17 protein-coding genes and 1 pseudogene are annotated in these 20,956 nt (G+C 35.8%); 3 read left to right on the top strand and 15 right to left on the bottom strand.

Translation table 11 applies throughout. The features are described from left to right. Window positions 1-14 precede the first annotated feature (14 nt). The 9 genes and pseudogenes from MKX45_RS12535 to mnmA form a co-directional block, all read right to left on the bottom strand. Entirely contained in the window at window positions 15-1,073 is a 1,059-nt protein-coding gene (locus MKX45_RS12535) for a hypothetical protein (RefSeq protein ID WP_371866430.1), read from the bottom strand. Beyond that, a pseudogene (gene uvrC / locus MKX45_RS12530) lies at window positions 1,059-2,021 on the bottom strand (excinuclease ABC subunit UvrC); the annotation flags it as partial. The pseudogene uvrC and the gene MKX45_RS12535, both read right to left, overlap by 15 nt. Before the next feature lie 94 nt (window positions 2,022-2,115). Beyond that, on the bottom strand, window positions 2,116-2,829 hold the full coding sequence (gene pnuC, locus MKX45_RS05600) for a nicotinamide riboside transporter PnuC (protein ID WP_012897492.1): 714 nt from the start codon (window positions 2,827-2,829) through the stop codon (window positions 2,116-2,118). Between the two features lie 128 nt (window positions 2,830-2,957). After that, on the bottom strand, window positions 2,958-3,674 hold the full coding sequence (locus MKX45_RS05595) for a nucleoside phosphorylase (RefSeq protein ID WP_057720427.1): 717 nt from the start codon (window positions 3,672-3,674) through the stop codon (window positions 2,958-2,960). 139 nt (window positions 3,675-3,813) lie between these two features. Continuing rightward, window positions 3,814-4,965 (bottom strand): sensor histidine kinase, encoded by a 1,152-nt coding sequence (locus MKX45_RS05590; protein WP_057720428.1) that lies wholly within the window; start codon window positions 4,963-4,965, stop codon window positions 3,814-3,816. Window positions 4,966-5,110: 145 nt separating this feature from the next. Further along, window positions 5,111-5,773: a response regulator transcription factor gene (locus MKX45_RS05585; protein WP_042230203.1), complete on the bottom strand. Its 663-nt coding sequence runs from the start codon at window positions 5,771-5,773 to the stop codon at window positions 5,111-5,113. Between the two features lie 128 nt (window positions 5,774-5,901). After that, a complete protein-coding gene (locus MKX45_RS05580; RefSeq protein ID WP_340816892.1) occupies window positions 5,902-7,353 on the bottom strand; it encodes an SSURE domain-containing protein in 1,452 nt (483 codons plus the stop codon). Window positions 7,354-7,528: 175 nt separating this feature from the next. Next, window positions 7,529-8,755: a 30S ribosomal protein S1 gene (rpsA, locus tag MKX45_RS05575; RefSeq protein WP_003132594.1), complete on the bottom strand. Its 1,227-nt coding sequence runs from the start codon at window positions 8,753-8,755 to the stop codon at window positions 7,529-7,531. A gap of 209 nt (window positions 8,756-8,964) precedes the next feature. Then, window positions 8,965-10,095: a tRNA 2-thiouridine(34) synthase MnmA gene (gene mnmA, locus MKX45_RS05570; RefSeq protein ID WP_260317970.1), complete on the bottom strand. Its 1,131-nt coding sequence runs from the start codon at window positions 10,093-10,095 to the stop codon at window positions 8,965-8,967. Between the two features lie 275 nt (window positions 10,096-10,370). Here mnmA and MKX45_RS05565 point away from each other — a divergent pair, with 275 nt between their 5' ends. From MKX45_RS05565 to MKX45_RS05555, 3 genes are all read left to right on the top strand, one after another. After that, complete coding sequence (locus tag MKX45_RS05565) at window positions 10,371-11,156, top strand: DUF4931 domain-containing protein (RefSeq protein WP_057720430.1); 786 nt, start codon at window positions 10,371-10,373, stop codon at window positions 11,154-11,156. Window positions 11,157-11,226: 70 nt separating this feature from the next. Continuing rightward, window positions 11,227-13,878: a YfhO family protein gene (locus tag MKX45_RS05560; RefSeq protein WP_340816891.1), complete on the top strand. Its 2,652-nt coding sequence runs from the start codon at window positions 11,227-11,229 to the stop codon at window positions 13,876-13,878. Beyond that, window positions 13,868-14,011 carry a hypothetical protein gene (locus MKX45_RS05555; RefSeq protein WP_003132587.1) on the top strand — a complete coding sequence of 48 codons (144 nt, stop codon included), beginning with the start codon at window positions 13,868-13,870 and terminating at the stop codon, window positions 14,009-14,011. Before MKX45_RS05560 ends, MKX45_RS05555 begins: the two co-directional genes overlap by 11 nt. A 54-nt stretch (window positions 14,012-14,065) precedes the next feature. Here the strand turns inward: MKX45_RS05555 and MKX45_RS05550 are convergent, their stop codons facing one another. From MKX45_RS05550 to MKX45_RS05525, 6 genes are all read right to left on the bottom strand, one after another. Then, the gene (locus MKX45_RS05550; RefSeq protein ID WP_057720432.1) at window positions 14,066-16,228 is read right to left on the bottom strand and encodes a heavy metal translocating P-type ATPase; all 2,163 of its coding nucleotides are present in this window, start codon (window positions 16,226-16,228) and stop codon (window positions 14,066-14,068) included. A 185-nt stretch (window positions 16,229-16,413) separates the two neighbouring features. Continuing rightward, window positions 16,414-16,614, bottom strand: a complete 201-nt coding sequence (locus MKX45_RS05545; RefSeq protein WP_057720433.1) for a heavy-metal-associated domain-containing protein — start codon at window positions 16,612-16,614, stop codon at window positions 16,414-16,416. Window positions 16,615-16,629: 15 nt separating this feature from the next. Then, window positions 16,630-17,085 (bottom strand): CopY/TcrY family copper transport repressor, encoded by a 456-nt coding sequence (locus MKX45_RS05540; RefSeq protein WP_340816890.1) that lies wholly within the window; start codon window positions 17,083-17,085, stop codon window positions 16,630-16,632. Window positions 17,086-17,205: 120 nt separating this feature from the next. Continuing rightward, the gene (gene sdaAA, locus MKX45_RS05535) at window positions 17,206-18,069 is read right to left on the bottom strand and encodes an L-serine ammonia-lyase, iron-sulfur-dependent, subunit alpha (protein WP_012897488.1); all 864 of its coding nucleotides are present in this window, start codon (window positions 18,067-18,069) and stop codon (window positions 17,206-17,208) included. A 19-nt stretch (window positions 18,070-18,088) separates the two neighbouring features. Beyond that, on the bottom strand, window positions 18,089-18,760 hold the full coding sequence (gene sdaAB, locus MKX45_RS05530; protein ID WP_012897487.1) for an L-serine ammonia-lyase, iron-sulfur-dependent subunit beta: 672 nt from the start codon (window positions 18,758-18,760) through the stop codon (window positions 18,089-18,091). A gap of 112 nt (window positions 18,761-18,872) precedes the next feature. Continuing rightward, window positions 18,873-20,876, bottom strand: a complete 2,004-nt coding sequence (locus MKX45_RS05525) for an NAD(P)/FAD-dependent oxidoreductase (RefSeq protein WP_340816889.1) — start codon at window positions 20,874-20,876, stop codon at window positions 18,873-18,875. Window positions 20,877-20,956 lie beyond the last annotated feature (80 nt).

The following is a 20,956-nucleotide window of genomic DNA, read 5'->3' as shown; positions in this document are numbered from 1 at the left end:
TTCTTTTGATTACTTTATTTTTTACCTTCTAAAAGAGGAACATTATCCTTGAGTGATTCCCAATTTTCATTTTCTTGAATTGGTCCAGACAAAGTTGTTTTCACACGTTCTGCTACTTCATAAGGAATGCCAGCTTCTGCCACTTCTTGTACACTTGCCTCTTCAATTGCTTTCAAATTTTTGAAAGTTGTCAGTAACTTTTGTTTTCGTTTTGGACCAAGTCCAACAATACCGTCCAATTTACTTGAAAATGTATTTTTACCACGTAGTTGTCTATGGAATGTAATCGCAAAACGGTGAACCTCATCTTGAATTCTTGTCAGCAAAAAGAATTCTTGAGATTGTCTCGACAAGGGAACCACGTCTAAAGGGTCACCAAAAAGTAATTCTGACGTTTGGTGCTTATCATTTTTTTGCATCCCAGCAACCGGAATCGATAGCCCAAGCTCTTTTAAAACTTGCTTGGCAATGTTAACTTGACCAGCTCCACCATCCATTGCAATCAAATCAGGAAGAGCTGTTTCTTCTTTTAAAGCTCGTGAATAACGTCTCGTCATCACCTCGCGCATTGAAGCATAGTCATCAGCACCAACCACTGTTTTAATTTTATATTTCCGATAATCTTTTTTTGAAGGTTTTCCATCAATAAAAACAACCATTGCAGATACTGGTGAAGTCCCCATAATATTTGAATTATCAAAAGACTCAATTCTTACAGGTTTTGGTATTCCCAAAATTTTACCCAAGTTTTCAACTGCTTTAGTCGTTTTCAAAATATCACGCTCAGCCACATCAAATTTCAATTGTAATTGACTTTGAGCATTCTTAGTTGCCATATTAACCAATTGCTTTTTCTCACCACGACTTGGTTGAACAATCTGTGTTTTAGCTAAAAGTGATGATAAACGTTTTTCGGCTGATAATTCTTTATCAAGTTTAACAATTGATTGCTCAACATCTTTTTGATCAGAAAATTTAAGCGTCTTGGCCGTAAAAACTTTTGCATCGACTTCTTTAGCTTGAGCTTTAGTTAATAAATTTCCCTCTTGGCTAGCTGCAACTACTGCTTCCACAGATTCCTTATCGATGTCTTGCGGAATAAAAATTTCCCTTGGCATCATATGATTATTATCTTGATAGAATTGTCCAATGTAAGTTAAAAAATCCTCTTCAGCATCATTGTAGTAAGGAAACATATTCACATCACGCTGAATCAATTTTCCTTGGCGCACAAAAAATACTTGGACACACATCCAGCCTTTATCAACATAATATCCAAAAACATCGCGGTCTTTCAAATCTTGATTCATCACCCGTTGTTTTGTTCTTAAAGTTCCAATTGCCTTAATCACATCCCGATACTCAGCAGCTTGCTCAAATTCCATATTATCAGAAGAAATCATCATTTTTGCTTCAAGTTCTTTAACAATTTTTTTATCAGAACCTGTCAGAAATTCCTTCACTTCTTGAGTCATATCCTTATAAACTTGAGGATCAACATGATTAACTACTGGACATAAGCACTGATGAATATGAAAATAGAAACATACTTTTTTCTCGTGTAAGCCACATTTTCTAAATGGAAAAATTCGGTCTAAAAGGCGTTTAACTTCATTGGCAGCTTTGACATCTGGATAAGGTCCAAAATAAGTCGCACCATCTTTTTGAACTTTACGGACGACCAACAAACGAGGATATTTTTCATTTGTTATTTTTAGGAAAGGATAATATTTATCATCCTTAAGCATAATATTATATTTAGGCTTATAACGTTGAATGAGATTGATTTCCAAAACTAAGGATTCAATATTTGAACCTACAACAATCCATTCCAAATCTTCAATTTCAGAAACTAGTAATTCTGTCTTGGTATTATGAGAACCATGAAAATAAGAGCGCACTCGATTTTTAAGATTCTTTGCCTTTCCGACATAAATAACTGTCCCATTTTTATCTTTATGTAAATAACAGCCAGGACTATCTGGTAATAGTTCTAACTTTGCTTTTATCGTTTGATTCATATTGTTTATTATAGCAAAAAAATGTAGGAGCTGCTCTTGTTTTGGACGTTTATAAAACAAAAAATGACCCATTTACTTGAGTCATTTTCACTTGTTATTTAGTTCCACCTTCATTATCAGCTTCACCACTTGCCCAAACTCGATTAGCGTAGATTGCATTGAAGAGCAGGGCTCCTTGTAAGGCAACCTGCGATAAATACATTCCTAACTGCCCTTGGGTGTTTACTCCCATAATAAATTGTACCGTTAAAATTGTCCAATAAATTACTGCTGCCGTGTTAACCACAATCCACAGCGACCAATTTTCTTTATATTTCAAAATATACAATACTTGTGCAATGAGTGGAATAATTAAATTTAGAGCATCAAAATAAGGAAGTTGCCCATTTAATAGGGCATCTATGCCCCAAACGACCAACCAAGCAATAAAAGCACCTAGAAAAATTAGACGACGAGTTTTTGGTCTAAATTCATGGATAGCATCATCCTGTCCCCAAAAAAACCACCCCACAGGTTGAGATAAAACATAAAAAATTCCCATAACAAAACTCATCCATGAGTGAGTCTGATAAGCAATTAAAGTCATCGCTAAGGTCTGAACTAAACCAAATGCAAAATTAATTTTACGACCTTTCATCCCATAAATGAGACAAAGTACACCAAATACACCAGATATCATTCCAATGAAAGAATCAGGGGCAATGATATAAACAATCACTTGTAAGAACAATAAAATTAAGATATATGTGATTTCAAATTTCTTCCAATTTGCAAAAAGTTGCTTAAAAAGCCAAGAATCTTTTGTCATTTTTTCTCCTTTTTATCCTAACGCTTAAATGCAGTCAAGAATATCGCTTACCGCTTTATTAATTTAAAATATGATGGTAATTTCAGTTCTATTTTTCAACTCTAATCAATTTACAAGTAATATTTATATTAGCGATTTAAAACTTCTAGAGCAATCTCAATTGTCCGAAGCTCACCTTTATTAACTTTATCATTTCCTGAAACTAAATCATTGACTCCCGCTTGTAAATCTCCTCCGTAAGCAACAACATTATTCAAAATAGATAAAGTTTCTATTCCTCGTAAACGTCCGACTGTAAACAATGCACCAGATTCCATATCTTCGCCCACAATTCCAAATTTAGACCAATATGCTTGAGTTTCTTCATGATTATCCATATAAAAACCGTCATGAGAACGAATAATTCCATAAATAGCATCAGGAGCAATTTCTTTTGCTTTATTTAACAAATCAGTAGATGGAACTGCTGGATATTGTTCGGGTACATACATTTTTGTCAAACCGTCATCTCGTACTGCTCCTTCTCCAATAATTGGACTTCCTAAATCGATCCCTAACTGCAAAGCACCCGCAGAACCTACTCTGATAATTCTCTTAACTCCAATATTATGAAGCTCTTCAATCGCAATAGCAGCTGACGGTGCACCTACACCTGTTGACAAAACTAATAGTTCCTTACCTTTATAAGTTCCACAGATTGAGCGAAATTCTCGATTGTATTTTAAATTTTTTACATCGGTCAAAAATTTTGCGACCTGATCTATTCGAGCTGGATCACCGACAATAATTGCATCAAGTCTAGCATCATTTTTCTTTAATTGAATATGCGCTTGTCCTTTTTCCATTTTTTTATCCCTCTATTTATTTAAAAAGTTGAACCTTATCTATAAAACAATTAAATTATACCAAATATTCCGAACAATTTAAAGTCGACTTGACTGACTTTATGTACAAAAAAAGATCTAAATAGACCTTTTTAAATTATTAGCTAACTCCACTTTCATCTTCAAAATTAATATGAAAGATTGAACCTTCTGGAAGATTGTCAGTAATGAAAATTTTAGCTTTTATTATTTCTGCATATTGTTGAGCTATTGCTAAGCCAATACCATTTCCAGTATGGCTTCCCCTTGATTTATCTACTTGATAAAAACGATTGAAGACTTTTGTTTTTTCACTATCAGTAATCCCAACTCCTTCATCAATAATTTGAATTTCTTTTTTATTATATTTAATAAAAACTCTTGTTCTATCGGGAGAATATTTTATTGCATTTTCAATTAAAATGGTCAAAATTTCTCGAAGAGCAAATTTACTCGTTTTAATGTATAGCTCTCCACCTCCTTCAATATCTATCTCGTTAGACGAATCAAATTCAAAAGTAGCCTTAACTTCTAAGAGTAAACTCTCAATTGTGAAAATCTCTTCTTGATAATTAATCTGTCCATTTCTTGATAAAGTTAAAAAATCTTCTATTAGTTTTTTCAGTCTCTCCGATTCTTTTTCCAAATAATCCAGTGCATTTTCAACAATTTCTGGATGCTCAACTCTTCTTCTTTTGAGCAATGAAATATAGCCAGAAATTGCCATTACAGGTGTTCTTAATTCATGGGATAAATTTGTCGTAAATTCTTTTTCAGATTCAATTTTCTCTTGTAATCTTTCAACTAAGTCATTAAAATTTATTGCAAGTTCTCTTATTTCCATTGGTGAATCAGGAACTTCCAATAAATTATTATTCTGACTTGCCTCAAAAGCCAATTTTTGAATTGGCCCATTTATTTTCTTGGAATAATGACGTATTAGTAGTAAACCAATCAAATAATTTAAAAGTAGAATAACAAAGGCACTTGTCAATAAGGTTTCACCTTCTTCAAATATATCCTGAAGAGAAAGCCAAATTTCATAGGTGATTCCTTTTTCTTTTTTATAAACAGTATCATATAATTTTCCATTTGATACCGTAATTTTACCAAAATGAAAAGTCCGATTTTCTAAAAAACTATCAGTTCCTTTGCTCATTATTGTTTTTTTCGATTCTGAACTTACACGAATAAAATTATCTTCCTCATGGAAGCCACTTATATCTTGAAAGTTCATGTCACTAAGGTCCGAAACATTTTTCATTCCTGTCATAATAGCACTTGTCTCTCTATCACTTACTTGAAACAAGCTATAAGTAATAAAGGTCAACCCACTAAACGTTAATAATAAAAGAAAGATGCGCTGAAAAATTCTTCTAATTAATAATTCATTTGTATATATTTTCTTTTTTTTATTATTATTTATTTTTTTTAAGTCTATATCCTAAACCTCTTATTGTTTCTATCATATTTTTATCTAATTTTTTTCGTAAATAGCGTATGTAAGTATCCACAGTATTTAGCTGACCACCAAAGTTCATTCCCCAAACTTCATCAAGGATATCATCCCTTGAGATAATCTCCCCCTGATGTTCAAATAAAAAAAGTAATAGAGCAAACTCTCTCTGGCTTAAATTAATCGGTTTTCCACCATATTTAACAATATGTTCACTCTGACTAAGAGAAATCTCACCATAAGCATATTGCGTTGGTTGTGTATGTTTTCTAAAAATCACTCGCAACCGAGCCATGAGCTCCTCAATGCTAAAGGGTTTTGTTAAGTAATCATCAGCCCCTGCATCCAAACCTGCAACTTTATCTCCCACATAGTCTCTCGCAGTTACAAATATTACTGGAACTTCTTTATTAATTTTTTTCATACGTCGTAAAACTTCAAGACCATCAAGTTTTGGAATCATCCAGTCAAGTATAACCAGATCCAATTGTTCTTGTTCAAAAATTTTTAATCCTGAAATTCCATCAGCTGCAGTGTTAATTTCATATCCTTCAAAGGAAAGTTCAGTCTTTAATAAATTAGAGAGACTTTCTTCATCTTCAATTATTAGTATTCGTTGTTCCATATTCACAGTATATCAAAAAATATTAAAAAATATCAATTTTCTGACATTACATTTCATCTTCATAGCATAAAAGACTTAAAAAATATTTTTAAGTCTTTTCCTAAAACTAAACAAGTCTATGTCTTAAACTATTTTGTCGCATAAAATGCAATTCCTTCTGATTTCCAACCCGCTTTAACCAAACTATCTCGTTCATAGGAACTCATCGTCAAGAAATGGGCTCCCAGTTTTGCATTAGGATTGTAGAGACGATAAACTGGTTTTCCACTATTTGAATCAGAATAGAAAGCAACTCCTTCTGATTTCCAACCGTTTTGATGCACTAGGCTATTCATTTCATATGCTGATTCCGTATAAAGGTGTTCACCTGAGTTTGGATTATAAACTCTATATACATTATTGCCAGATTTTGGTGCTTTCCAAGCTACTCCTTCTCCTAACCAACTACTGTTCATTGTGTTGAGTGAGTTATACTCATAATTACTTGTGGTATAGAGATGCTCTCCACTCACTTTATTGTACAAACGATAGACAGATTGACTAGAAATCGTGCTTTGTTGTTTAGTTAAGTTTACATGTATCATTTTTGTAGCAACTGTTCTGCTTGTATTCGCCGTGCCTGAAGCATTGGCTGCATAAATTTTAACCGTTGCATCATAAATCTTTGTTCCATTTGCACGTAATAAATCAAGTAAATTTTGACCTGTTGCTCCATTTGTACCGGCTAAATCAACTTCATAGAAATATTTTCCAGATTCAAGACCTGAAATTGGTGATAGGGCAGGATTTTTTGCTGTTCCATTATCCGACCATGGTGCCTTGCTTGAGGAATTAAGTAAGAGACGAGTCAACATTCCGTCTCCCCCAAAAGCTTCAAAAGGAATAACCTGATTTACTCCTGCTGTAAATGGACCTGGCACTTTTGCATTGGTTAATTCTGATGCCGATACTGTAGTTGTAGTATTAATATTATCAGTCAAACCAGTCAAATTAACTTGTACCATTTTTGTAGCAACCGTTTTACTTGTGTCTGCCGTTCCTGAAGTATTAGCGGCATAAACTTTGACTGTTGCTTCATAACTCTTTGTTCCATTAGCACGTAATACATCAAGTAAATTTTGGCCTGTTGCCCCATTTGTACCGGCTAAATCAACTTCATAGAAATATTTTCCAGATTCAAGTCCTGAAATTGGCGATAAAGCTGCATTTTTAGCTGTTCCATTGTCCGACCATGGTGCTTTACTTGCGGAATTAAGTAAGAGACGAGTCAACATTCCGTCCCCTCCAAAAGCTTCAAAAGGAATAACCTGATTTACTCCAGCTGTAAATGGACCTGGAGCTGTTGCATTAGCCAATTGTGCTGCAGTAACAGTAGTTGTGGCATTAATATTTGCTTGCAGTCCCGTGGTAATCTCTGAAGTCGATGTCATTTGACTACTTTGCGTTCCTGTTGTATCAGCCAGAACTTTTATTTGATTGGCTGATATCCCTGAGCTCAGGAGTAAAGTTCCCAAGACTAATGATGAATAAAGCCATGTTTTACCAGACTTCCATGTCCGAAATGAATTTTTTGTTTTCATATTGTAGTTCTCCTTTACTTTTACATACTTATTATAAAAAAAGTTTTCCAAGAGAACTACTCATTTTTATGTTAGATTTCTGTGAATTTCCCATTTATCTCAAATGATTAATCTGATACATTTCTAAACAAAAAAAGACCCAGCGGGTCTTTTAGAGGATATTTTTGAATTTTTCTTACAAATCGTTAATATCGAAGTCTTCCCCGAGGAAATCAGCAAGTGAGAAGCCTTCTTGTGTTTCAGGCAAATCGTATGAAGGTTTAGCTGCTTTACGTGGTGCGCGTGGTTTGCGATCACGTTTTTCACCGTCGTTGTCGTTGTTACGAGCTGGACGAGCTGGAGCTTCTTCAAGCGCTTTGATTGAAAGTGAGATACGTTCTTCAGCAGGTTTCACGTCAAGAACTTTTACGTTCACAACTTGACCAACTTTAAGAACATCTTTTGGATTTTCAACACGTTCCCATGAAATTTGTGAAACGTGAACAAGTCCTTCAACACCTGGGTAAAGTTCAACAAAGGCACCGAAGTCTGTCAAACGTTTAACAGTTCCTTCAACAGTTGATCCAACTGGTGCTTTTTCTTCAACTTGTTCCCATGGTCCAGGTTGTGTAGCTTTAAGTGAAAGTGAAAGACGTCCAGCTTCTGGGTCGAGTTTCAAAATCTTAACGTTAACAACATCGCCAGGTTTTACTGCGTCTGATGGACGTTTGATACGGCTATGTGAAAGTTCAGAAACGTGAACCAATCCGTCAATACCACCAAGGTCAACGAATGCACCGAAGTTAGTTACGCGTGAAACTGTACCTTCAACGATATCGCCTTCTTGAAGTTGTGCAAAAGCTTCTTTACGCATTTCGATTGCTTCAGCTTCAACAACTGCACGACGGCTAAGGATGAAGCGGTTTTCTGAAGCGTTAACTTCGATAATTTTAGCTTCGATTTCTTCGCCAACAAATTTCTTAGTATCTTTAACAAAGTAAGTGTCAATCATAGATGCAGGGATAAATCCACGAACACCGTTATAGTCTACTGAAAGTCCGCCTTTAACGTCTTTAGTAACTTTAACTGTTACGATTTCGCCTTCTTTGCCTTCCAATTGAGTCCAAGCTTTACGAGCTTCAAGACGTTTCAATGAAAGGAGATATACGTTTGCACCTTCGGCTTCTTTACCAACGATTTGTTTGATAACAAGCAAATCAAGAACATCTCCAGGTTTAACGAATGTATTGATATCAGCATCTTTATCGTTAGTGATTTCGCGAAGTGTAAGGACACCCTCAACACCAGTTCCTACGATGGCAACAGTTGCTTGCCCGTTTTCAACTGAAAGGATTTCACCCTTAACGACGTCACGTACTTTAACGTCTTCAACGCTGTTTAATAATGTTTCAAATTCGTTCATTTGTAAAAAAAATTCCTCCAACAATTTGGCTGGTACACAGCCTTACAAAACATTATACCATAAAAAATCGCTTAGGGAAAGCATTTTTCTCGATTTATATTAAAAAAGTTATAAGTATTTTATTATGTACAGAAATATTATCAACAAGTTATGAAAACCATTTCTTTTTTGTTCAAAAAAACCTGTCAGAACTTTGACAGGTCAATATTTTATTGATATTGCATTACTTTTTGTGCTTTGTAGGCTACGTCAATCATCGCACCACCAAGGCACTCTTCTCCATCATAGAAAACAACTGCTTGTCCGGGAGTAATTGCTCGAACAGGTTCGTCGAAATCAACGGTTACTTTATCACCATTAACGTGAATAGTTACTCCTGTATCTTCTTGGCGATAACGGAATTTTGCTGTACAGTGAAGGTCAAAAGTTTCTGGAATTTCTCTGGTAAAGCTCAAATCGCTTGCGTCAAGACTTGTTGAATAAAGGTGTTCATGATGGAAACCTTGTCCAACATAAAGGGTATTAGTAGTTAAGTCTTTACCAACAACAAACCATGGGTCACTTGTTAATTGGCCGTGTTGTCCACCGATACCAAGACCACCACGTTGACCGATTGTATAATACATCAAACCGGCGTGATTTCCCATTTCGATACCGTCAAGTGTCATCATTTTACCTGGTTGAGCTGGTAAATATTCTCCAAGGAACTTTTTGAAATTCTTTTCACCAATGAAGCAGATTCCTGTTGAATCTTTCTTCTTAGCAGTTGCAAGTCCTGCTTTTTCAGCAATCTTACGTACTTCAGGCTTTTCCAAATGTCCCAATGGGAACATTGTTTTCTTGAGTTGTTCTTGGGTCAATTGACTTAAGAAATAAGTTTGGTCTTTGTTGTTGTCCGCACCACGTAACATATGAACGATACCATTTTCATCTGTACGAACTTGGGCATAATGACCTGTTGCGACGTAGTCTGCTCCTAATTCCATAGCATAATCTAGGAAAGCTTTAAATTTAATTTCCTTATTACACATGACATCAGGATTTGGGGTACGTCCAGCGCGATATTCAGCAAGGAAGTATTCAAAAACACGGTCCCAGTATTCTTTTTCAAAATTGACTGAGTAATAAGGAACGCCAATTTGATCAGCTACTGCAGCTACATCTTTGTAGTCTTCAGTGGCTGTACAGACACCATTTTCGTCGGTATCATCCCAGTTTTTCATGAAGACACCAATAACATCATAACCTTGTTCTTTAAGAAGCAAAGCTGTGACTGAGCTATCGACACCACCGGACATTCCGACAACGACACGTGTTTGTGCTGGACTCTTACCAGACATAAGTTGAGTATTTGTGTTATCCATTAATTTTTCACCATCTCTTTCTATTTTGATTTTGAAAAGAAATAAAAGTGCTGACGAAAAAAACTAGACGATTTCGTCAGTAAATTTTTTCTTTTCAAGTTAGACAAAATATCAGTTGAAGGCTGACTTTTGTAAATGTTGCAGTTGAAGGCTGAACATTAATAGGTAACTGGAATATTATAACACATTGCCTAAGTAAAAACTAGCCTTTGAATAAAAAAAGTAGTCAAAAAAAGTGGTATAATGTCATAATGATTAAACATAGTGAAAATCCTTTAGTTTTCAATACAGCTATTGGAACAAAAAAACGTAATGAAACAGTCGTACCTAAGGAAGTTCTTTGTCCTTTTTGTGATGTGGAAAATCTGACAGGTATTTTAAAAACTTCTGACCATAAAATTTGGTTAAAAAATAAATTTCCAACACTCAAAAATTCAATGATGACTGTGATTATTGAGTCTGATGGACATTTAGGTGATATTTCTACTTATGGTGTGGAAGAAAATCGTGAGGTTTTTTCTTTTGCTTTTGAATGTTGGGATGAAATGATTCAATCTGGCAAATATCAATCCGTTTTGATGTTCAAAAATTTTGGGCCTCGCTCTGGCGGAACATTGCGTCACCCTCATTTGCAAGTTGTTGGCTTAGAAGAAACTGACGGTTATGCTCAAATTGCAAAAGAAAATTTTGAAGGAGTCGAAATCAGAAAGAATGGTCTGACTGTCACTTTGTCTACTCGACCTATTATGGGCTTTGTGGAATTTAATGTTATTATTTCTGAACTTGAAAATGTTGAAAAATTGGCTGACAATGTTCACGGGATTACCTCTTATTTAATGACAGACTATATGAATGGGCGTTGTGATTCTTATAATCTCTTTTTCCATCATTTCGATGATAAATATATTTGTAAAATTGTTCCTCGCTTTATTACTTCTCCTTATTTTATTGGTTATAAAATCCCGCAAGTCAATGGAATTGAAGCATTAGAAGAAATTGCTGACGAGATTAGAAATCGTTTAGATAAAAAGTACTGACAGGTTTGTCAGTATTTTTTTAATACACTTAATATAAGTTTGATTTTTGTATCTTTGGTATAATAGAAATATGAAATTTATCAAGAAAAATAAATGGGCACTTCTTGCAAGTTTTTTTATTCCATTATTATTAATGGTTATCGTTCTTGCAATAACTGGGATTTATTGGGGGAGTTCACGGTCAATTTTGGCTGGGGATGCATATCATCAGTATGTCGCCATTCATTCTCTCTATCGTAATATTTTACATTCGGGCGGTTCTTCTGGTTTCTTATATACTTTTACCAGTGGTCTCGGCCTCAATCTTTATGCTTTTTCGGCTTACTACATGGGAAGTTTTCTCATGCCACTTACATTTTTCTTTGATGTAAAATCAATGCCTGATGCTTTATATTTACTGACCATACTAAAATTTGGCTTGATTGGTCTATCAGCATTTGTCAGTTTCAAAAACATGTATCAAAAACTTTCTAAATTGATTGTTTTGTCAATAAGTACTGCTTTCGCACTGATGAGTTTTTTAACCTCACAGCTTGAAATTACGATGTGGTTAGATGTTTTCATTCTCTTGCCTCTAATTATTTGGGGACTTCATCGCTTAATGGATGAACGAAAACGCTGGCTTTATTTCGTTAGTTTATTGATTCTATTTATCCAAAATTATTATTTTGGCTTTATGGTGGCTATTTTCTTAGTGCTCTATTTCTTGGCACGGATGACTTACGAAAAATGGTCTTGGACAAAAGTGCTTGATTTTGTGGTTTCTTCTGCTTTAGCTGGTCTGTCCAGCCTAATCATGCTCTTACCCATGTATCTTGATTTGAAGTCTAATAATTCCGATGCTCTTTCAACTTTGTCAGGTGTCTTTACAGAAAATTCTCATCTTTTTGACCTTTTCGCTAAGAATTTTGTTGGCACTTATGATACTACTCAATTCAATGCCATTCCAATGATTTATGTTGGAATGATGCCTTTAGCTTTGGCTATTCTCTTCTTTTTCACTAAAAGTATTCGTCTCAGAAGTAAATTTGCCTTTCTAGGAATCATTGCTTTCTTTGTTGCTTCATTTTATCTTCAAGCTTTAGATTTACTATGGCAAGGGATGCATTCACCAAATATGTTCTTGCACCGCTATGCTTTCTTATTTAGTTTGTTTCTTGTTTTAATGGCTTTGGAAACTCTATCTCGCTGGGAGGAAATAAAGACTTGGCATATTTTGACTATTAGTCTTTTTCTAATTACAGGTTTTCTTGCTACTTTAATTTTTGGACACTATAAATATGTAATGACTTCTCAAGTTATGTTGACTTTCTTATTCGGTCTTGCTTATTTAATCTTGTCTATTAATTCTGTTAGGAAATGGATTTCAGCTCATCTATTTGTTATTATCCTCTTTGTTTTCATGACTGTTGAATCTGGTGTTAATGCCCTTTATCAGGTTCAAGGAATACAAAAAGAGTGGAATTTTGCTAGTCGTGATTACTATAATACCCAAGTGAATTCTATAGAACCGATTGCCAAAAAGGTGAATGAGCTTACTGGTTCTGGTTTTGCCAGAATGGATAACACTGTTCCTGATACAGCAAACGATGGCATGAAGTACAATTTTAATGCACTTTCCCAATTTTCATCTGTTCGTAACAGCAACGCCAGTTCAATCATGCGTCAATTAGGATTTCACACTGACAGTACTTATTTGAATTTACGTTATCCGGGGAATACATTACTGATGGATTCGATTTTTGGAATTAAATATAATATAAGCCAAGCTCAACCTCCAAAATTTGGATTTTCACCAGTTTCCAATGCTCTCAGTAATTTGAGCAAAAACTCAAATGCGATGGGTCTTGGTGTCTTCGTTCCCAATGGATTTGAAGATGCTAAATTCACTGATAAAGCTCAAGCTAGCAGCTTTATTAATAATCAAACAGCTTTAGTTAACGCTTTGACAAAATCGAAAACTACATTCTTTACTCCATTTTACACGACCAGTGAAGAAACTGCTGATAAAATCACGGGTGCTGGCAATTCTGTTACTCTGACTCGGCCAAAAACTTCTACAGCTACTGATGTTTCAGTTACCTACGGAATTACCGTGGCGGCAAATAGTCAAATTTATTTATCTGTTCCCAATATTACTTATCTAAATAGTAATGCTGAGAATACATTGATTACTATTTCTGATGTTTCCAATCCAAAAATGACACGTTCTCTCAATAGTTATTACGTTGGTACAAACGATACTGGCTCCTTCTTGAATTTAGGAAGTTTCAGTAAGGAAACTAAGCTAAAAGTGACCTTAGCATTTCCTGAAAATTCACAAGTTACTTTTGATACCACTTCATTCTGGCGTCTGGACACTACAGCTTACCAAAAAGAAATGGCTCTTCTACAATCTCGTAGTCCTAAAACAGAAATGATTAAAAACGGGGTTCGCATGACTTATACGGAAAAAGAAAAGGGCGATATTTTCTTGACAATTCCTTATGATAAAGGCTGGTCAGCAAAAGTTGATGGAAAAAAAGTGGCTGTCAGTAAAGCTCAATCTGGTTTTATGAAAGTTAGCGTTCCTGCTGGCAGTCATCGTCTTGAACTAAAATTCTTCCCTAATGGACTAAAAGAAGGAATCATTTGCTTTATTTTAGGAATTCTGTTATTTATTGGTTACAACTATTTTACTAATAAACCTAAAAAATCTGGAGGAACAAAAAATGAAAGCTAAATCAATTATCCCCTTTACGCTCGGAATCCTAGTTGCTGTCAGCATCCCTGTTTCCTATTCTTTAAAGACCAAACATTTTGAAGTCAATTTCAAAAAAGGTGGCTTGCTTGACCCAGAATTGTATAAAAAATAAGGCAGATTGTCTTTAAAAAATTCTATCAGTAAATTCTAAATAAAAAAACGTTGATTATTCAACGTTTTTTATTTTTGTTTTTGTCAAAAGTAAGGAATTCAAAATAACAGAAACTGATGATAAACTCATTGCTGCTGCAGCGAGCATTGGATTGAGTAATCCAAAAGCTGCAAGCGGAATGCCAATGACATTATAAACGAAAGCCCAAAAATAATTTTGCTTAATTTTGGAAATTGTTTTTTTAGCTACTTCAAAGAAAGTGGAAATTTTATGAATCTGACCGCTAGTAACAGTCACATCACCAGCTTCCATAGCTATATCTGACCCAGTTGCCATTGCCAGCCCGACGGTTGCTGACGCTAAAGCAATAGCATCATTGATTCCATCACCAACCATCATTGAATTTGAGCTATTTTGCACAATTTCTGCTTTTTCTTCAGGTCTTAAACCACTTTTAACTTCATCTAAATGAACAAGTTTTTGAATTTTTGCTGCCGAATTTTGATTATCTCCTGTCAACATAACAGTCTTTAGACCACGTTTTTGCAAGGTCTGAATTGTCTTAAGCGCATCATCCTTTAGACTTGAACTAAAAACAGCCATCGCTAATAATTTTTCCTTATTTGCCAAATAAATGACCGTATCATCTGTTTCTGGGACTGACAGATTTAAGTCTGTCATTAATTTATCATTGCCAGCAAAATATTCCTGACCATTAATTTTAGCAGAAAGTCCACGACCCGCAAGTTCTGATAAATCTGTCAGTTCATATAAATCACCTTGAAATTTAAGAGATTTAGCCAAAGGGTGATTAGAGTGAGCTTCTAGACTAGCCAATAATTTAAACTCATCACTTGCCATTTTTTCTTCAATAGAATTAAAGCTGTCAGTAACTTTTTCACTTTCTGTCAGTAATTTAAAATCTGTCAGTTCAAATTCACCTGTTGTAATGGTCCCAGTTTTATCAAAAAATACTGTTTTAACTAATCCGGCAAGTTCCAAAGCATTGGCATTTTTAATCAACAAACCATTTTTAGCAGCCAAACCAGTCCCAGAAATAATGGCAGTTGGTGTAGCTAAACCAAGCGCACAAGGACAAGCAATGACCAAAACAGCTACTGAATGCATGATTGCTGTCAGTAAAATTCCACTGACAGCCCAAGTCGCAATGAAAGTTATCAGAGCAATAACTAACACAACTGGCACAAAAATCCCTGAAATCTTGTCAGCTAATTTTTGAATGTTTGGTTTTGAGCCTTGTGCTTCACTCATCATTTCAACCATTCTTGAAATTGTTGAATCATTTAAATCATGAACAACAACCGCTTTAACTTCACCATCTAAATTAATTGTTCCTTCAAAAATGACTTCATCATCCATTTTTACAACAGGTAAGGCTTCACCTGTCAAAATAGATTCATCAAAAGATGCTTTGCCAGAAAGAATCATCGCATCCAAAGGCACTTTCTCTCCTGGCAAAATGCGAATCACTTGTCCCATTTGAACTTCTTCAATCGCTAAATCAGTCGATTCCGTATGAACAAAAGTTGCTCGACTAGACATTAATCCAGTAATTGCTTGCGTTGTTTTCTCTTTTGCATTATGTTCTAAAAGTTTACCCATGACCACCAAAGTGATAATTACCATCGATGATTCAAAATTCAAAGCATTCGCTTGGCTCATAAAAACAGCCAAAATCAAACTCGAAAAGTATGCAACCGAAGTTCCTAAAGCCACTAAAACATCCATATTTGCCGATTTATTTCGCAAAGCATGATAAGCCCCAACATAAAAGCGCCAACCAATAATGAATTGTACTGGAGTTGCCAAAATCAATTGTACGATTGGTTCATGTAAAAACATGACCCAATTTGCATGTACTCCGAAGATATCAGCAAACATTGCAACTACTAAAGGTAAAGTCAAAATTAAAGCAATCCAAAAAGACAAAGCCAAATTTCTTGCTTTTTTTGCAGCTTGACGTGCAATTTTTTCCTGATGAGCTTTGTCATTAACAATGGCTCCATAACCCGCTTTTTCCACTAAGTTAATAATTTCTTGGTCAGAAATATTATCGTCAGCAACAATTTTGGCTTTCTCAGTCGCCAAATTTACCGTTGCTTCCATAATTTTATCTGACTGATTCAATGTTTTTGAAACTGTATTTACACAATTTGCACAGGTCATTCCTGTAATTACAAATGATTGACTCCGCATTTTTACCTCTTCTATATTTTATCTCTAAATATAGTTTACAATTGTAAACGAAAAAAGTCAAGAAAAAATCATCTTCATTTGGGGAATGAAGATGACCTGTTATTATTTAGTAAAACAATATTTGGGGTTTGCTTTACCAATTTCATTCTAGCAAATTTAAATTCAATTCACAAACGAAGTGTTTTTTAAATTACTTTATAACCAGCCTCTGCAACGGCAACAGCCATTTTATCCATATCTGCTGGGGCAGAAAATTTAACTAGTGCTTCTTTTTTTTTCAAAGAGACTTTCGCTTTTTCAACACCATCAATAGCTTCCAAAGCATTTGTCACATGCATTACACAGTGGTCACAAGTCATTCCCTCAATTTTTAAAGTTTCTTTCATTTTATATTCTCCTTTTTAAGCAGAAATCTGCTCATGTTCATGTTTACAAGCACAAAGTCCACTTGTTTCTAAGCAATTACAATGTTTTTGTCCTACCACTTCTTTGGCATTAAGTGATTCTTGCAAAAGTTCAATATCCCTTGCCGTCAAAGTCGATTTTTCAATCATCTCTTGCAAAACATTGACATGTTTCGTTTCACAAACTTTTTGGATCAGACCATCGGCCATTAAATTTATAGCCGTACATTCTTCCATCAATGGACGATAAACAAATTTTCTTCCTTCTTTTTCGGTAGAAAGCATTTCTTTTTTTACCAGTCGACCAAGTAAAGTCTTAACAGTGGCCAATGACCATTCTAATTCTTGGGGGATTTGCGCATAAATTTCATCAACTCGCGCTTCTCCTAGAGACCAAATTACACGCATAACGATTAATTCGGCATTTGATACATTAAATTCTACTTCGTTCATTTTTTCTCCTTTCCCTATTCATTTTCATAAGATAAGTTTACACGTGTAAACACTAAAAGTCAAGTATTCAACCTAAAAAATAAAATTCGAATTTTATCATTCGAATTTTTAAGTTTAATCTTAACCAAATAATTCTTCCATAATTTTACGTCCAGTGGGTGTTTGGGCCAAACCACCCTCAGCTGTTTCTCTAAAAGCAGCTGGTAGAGACCGTCCCACATTATACATGGTATTGACCACCTCATCAACTGGAATCACTGTTTTAACCCCTGCCAAAGCCATATCAGCTGAAATCATTGCTTGTGACGCCCCCATTGCATTACGGTGAACACAAGGGATTTCAACCAAACCAGCAACAGGGTCACAAATTAAGCCTAACATGTTTTGCAAGACAATAGCAATCGCATAGCCTGCTTGTTCTGCAGAGCCACCAGCAGCTAAAACGAGTGCAGCTGATGCCATTGCCGAAGCAGAACCGACCTCTGCTTGGCAACCACCCTCTGCTCCAGAAATCGTTGCATTATTTGCAATCGCAAGTCCAAAGGCTCCTGCTACAAATAAAAATTCCACTTGCTGTTCATGACTCAAGTCTAAAGTTTTAATAGCCGAAGTTAAAACACCTGGCAAACAGCCGGCTGATCCGGCAGTTGGTGTCGCACAAATGAGCCCCATTTGGGCATTCACTTCATTGACGGCAACCGCATCACGAGCTGCTCCTAAGATGAGCTCACCCGAAAGTGCTTTGCCTGATTTAATATAATCATCCATCAACTTTGCATCGCCACCAGTAAGACCTGTAAGTGATTTTTTACCAGCAAGCCCCTTTTTAACAGAATCAAGCATCGTTTCTAGGTTATGTTCCATCATTTCCCAAATTTGTTCACGATTTCGTCCAGTTTGTTCCATTTCAATGGCAATCATTAATTCTGTGACCGAGGAATAATTTTTAGAATCCTCGATTAATTCTTCTATATTTTTAAACATATTTATTCCTATACTGCTTTTAATTAAAGAAATTAACGGCGTGCAAACGAGGAATAAGTTTCATTTCCTCAATTACTTCCTTAACATTTGGTGTATCAACTTCTAAAATCATAATCGCTTTTTCACCCTTAGCTTCTCTGGTTACATTCATTTGTGCGATATTAATTTGATGTTCTGAAAGGACACTAGAAACTCTAGCAATCATCCCTGGAACGTCTTCATGAATGACCACAAATGTCGGAACACCAGCTGAAATTGCGATATCAAAGCCATTCAATTCCGTTACTTGAATCATTCCACCACCGATTGAAATTCCAGTCACGGTCATTGTTCGATCTCCTTTTTTGGCGATTAAACGTGCGGTATTGGGATGTTCTGCTTTTTCTTCTGGATGTGGAACATAAGAAATTTCCATTCCTTGTTCAAAAGCAAGCTGAGGCGCCATTGGCAGACGTTCATCATCTGTATCCATTCCTAAAACACCTGCAACAAGAGCAACATCTGTTCCATGACCCCGATAGGTTTTAGCAAAAGATTCATAAAGATGAATCTCCAATTTTTCTGGAAGTTCACCGAAAATAGAACGTACAATTTTACCAATTCGAGCAGCACCAGCTGTGTGCGAGCTTGAAGGTCCAATCATCACTGGACCAATGATGTCAAAGACACTTTTATATCTTAAATTATCCATTTAAACCTCAGTTCTTACAAAGATAGTTTTTAAACTATCTTTTATCTTCAAATATCATAACATAATTTTCAAGCTTTTTCAGGCAAAAAAAATAGCTCCGCAGAGCTATTTTCTATTGACGTCCTTTGTAAATTGAACGCGATTGACCATACCATATTTTGGTTAGCCATCTTTGAATCCAAGGTTGAACCCATTTATCTAAACCAAATGAACGACCTGAACCATTCATAAGTGCAATTGCCACTGGAATAAACCAAATGTTAACCCAGTAGAACATTCCTGAAAGTGAGAACATAACAGTCAATGCGGCTGTTGCTGCCGCTGCAATCCAAGTGAACAATCCAAAAATAAGGGCAAGTGCAAGGAAGATTTCAACAATTGACATGAATTTTTGCATAAACAATGCGACTTCACGGTTTGGAATCATAAACTTAAAGATAGGTTCCATCCAATGTGGCACTTTGTCAAAAACAGTCATTGGGTCATGACCGTAAGCGTACGAGAGGCCCCATTCAGTTGCTTTATGAGCAGCTTCACCACCACCACTTGAAGCGGCTGTTGTTGCTGCGCCTGTAGCACCTGCGGCTGCATCGGCTACACTAGAACTTGATGAAGCGGCTGTTGAAGCGCCTGCGGCTGCGTCAGCTGCTTTTGGTGCTTCTTGCAACCATGAGAATGGGAATTTAAGGTCATTTGTAAACCAAGAACCCTTACCAAACCAAGTCGTTGGGTTGAAGTATCGACCATCACCGACAATTTTCTTAATTGCTTCGGTAAACCAAACCACACCATAGAAAATACGAAGTGGAACAGCCCAAAGTACATTTCCTTGACGTGAAGTATGACCACGCATAAAGTTACGATTATCTTTTACGCGGAAGACTTCATCCAAGGCATAACGCCAGAAATAATGTGCTGAACGAATTTGCAAAGTATAGATAAAGTAAACAATATTCTTCATCAACATTGCCCAGAAACCAGTTAGACGCATGCTACCGATTTTGGCAACTCCCCAAGTTGAACCAATTGAAACCATTGTTCCTTGGTATTTACTTTCATGTTTATGTTTGCTTCCGCCATTGATGTCTGCAAGAATATTTGCCGCTGCTGTGTGTGCTGTTTGTTCCGCAGCTTCAACGATTTGTGGTGTTGGACGACCAGTATCTGGTTCAATATATCCTGAAACGTCACCAGCAACATAAATCCCTTTTCCTTCAAAACCAACAGCTTCCATGTATTCATTTGCTTGAAGACGATGTCCACGTTCTGTTTCATTAAGGTCTGTTTTTGCAGCTGTATTTCCTTGAACACCAGTTGTCCAAATTAATGTGTGAGTTGGAAGTTCTTTGGCAACTTTTTCTTCGTCACGCCCACCAACATTCACTTTGATATGATCTTTTGCTACTTCAACAATACCATGGTTTGTTAAAACATGAACATTTTTCTTTTCAAGATAAGCATGAGCTTTATCTGCTTGTTTACGGTCTAAAGTATTAAGGATTGTTGGCATCATTTCAACAACGTTGATTGTGATTTCTTCTTCAGGAATCTTCCAATCTGTTGAAACTTTTTTACGCCAATCAATCAATTCACCTGCCATTTCAATCCCAGTAAATCCTGATCCGGCAACTGAAATTGTTAAAAGAGCACGGCGTTTTTCATCATCAACTTCTGTTGATGCATATTGGACGATTTTTTCCAAATGACGTTTGATTCGCATTGCATCTTCAAGTGACCAAAGTGTAAACCCGTGTTCTTTAACACCAGGAACTCCAAAGTCATTTGGTTCGCCACCAAGGGCAACAATGACATAATCATAGCTATAACGACCATGTTTTGTGATTACTTGTTTGTTTTCTTTGTCAAGACTGACGACAGAGTCAGTGACAAGACTAACGTTTTTACGTTTTCCTAAAAGCTTTTGGAAATCATATTGTACAGTTGTGAATGGAACACGTCCTGCTGCAACTTCGTGAAGTTGAGTCATGGTTGTGTGGTAACTATGTTTGTCAATCAGTGTGATGTCAGCATCTGCTTTGAGCTTTTTAGAAAGCTCACGCGTCGCATGTACTCCTGCAACACCACCACCGATGACTACGATTTGTTTCTTAGTCATTTAGAATGGTTCTCCTACTAGTAATATAATAATAACGTCAGGCACTATTATATCCTTTTTAGAGCAATTTGTAAACTGTT

The sequence above is a fragment of the Lactococcus sp. FSL W8-0209 genome (assembly GCF_038006585.1).
GTDB classification, from domain to species: Bacteria; Bacillota; Bacilli; order Lactobacillales; family Streptococcaceae; genus Lactococcus; species Lactococcus lactis.
This window is presented reverse-complemented; position numbering and strand designations above follow the sequence as displayed.

Bases quoted from the DNA above. Each gene is read 5' to 3' on its own strand.
- MKX45_RS05545 (WP_057720433.1), bottom strand. From the start codon at position 16,614: ATGAAAGAAACTTTAAAAATTGAGGGAATGACTTGTGACCACTGTGTA.
- sdaAB (WP_012897487.1), bottom strand. From the start codon at position 18,760: ATGGATAATTTAAGATATAAAAGTGTCTTTGACATCATTGGTCCAGTG.
- MKX45_RS05585 (WP_042230203.1), bottom strand. From the start codon at position 5,773: ATGGAACAACGAATACTAATAATTGAAGATGAAGAAAGTCTCTCTAAT.
- MKX45_RS05555 (WP_003132587.1), top strand. From the start codon at position 13,868: ATGAAAGCTAAATCAATTATCCCCTTTACGCTCGGAATCCTAGTTGCT.
- MKX45_RS05540 (WP_340816890.1), bottom strand. From the start codon at position 17,085: ATGAACGAAGTAGAATTTAATGTATCAAATGCCGAATTAATCGTTATG.
- MKX45_RS05525 (WP_340816889.1), bottom strand. From the start codon at position 20,876: ATGACTAAGAAACAAATCGTAGTCATCGGTGGTGGTGTTGCAGGAGTA.
- MKX45_RS05580 (WP_340816892.1), bottom strand. From the start codon at position 7,353: ATGAAAACAAAAAATTCATTTCGGACATGGAAGTCTGGTAAAACATGG.
- MKX45_RS05550 (WP_057720432.1), bottom strand. From the start codon at position 16,228: ATGCGGAGTCAATCATTTGTAATTACAGGAATGACCTGTGCAAATTGT.
- MKX45_RS05590 (WP_057720428.1), bottom strand. From the start codon at position 4,965: ATGACAGGAATGAAAAATGTTTCGGACCTTAGTGACATGAACTTTCAA.
- pnuC (WP_012897492.1), bottom strand. From the start codon at position 2,829: ATGACAAAAGATTCTTGGCTTTTTAAGCAACTTTTTGCAAATTGGAAG.
- rpsA (WP_003132594.1), bottom strand. From the start codon at position 8,755: ATGAACGAATTTGAAACATTATTAAACAGCGTTGAAGACGTTAAAGTA.
- MKX45_RS05560 (WP_340816891.1), top strand. From the start codon at position 11,227: ATGAAATTTATCAAGAAAAATAAATGGGCACTTCTTGCAAGTTTTTTT.
- mnmA (WP_260317970.1), bottom strand. From the start codon at position 10,095: ATGTCTGGTAAGAGTCCAGCACAAACACGTGTCGTTGTCGGAATGTCC.
- MKX45_RS05565 (WP_057720430.1), top strand. From the start codon at position 10,371: ATGATTAAACATAGTGAAAATCCTTTAGTTTTCAATACAGCTATTGGA.
- sdaAA (WP_012897488.1), bottom strand. From the start codon at position 18,069: ATGTTTAAAAATATAGAAGAATTAATCGAGGATTCTAAAAATTATTCC.
- MKX45_RS05595 (WP_057720427.1), bottom strand. From the start codon at position 3,674: ATGGAAAAAGGACAAGCGCATATTCAATTAAAGAAAAATGATGCTAGA.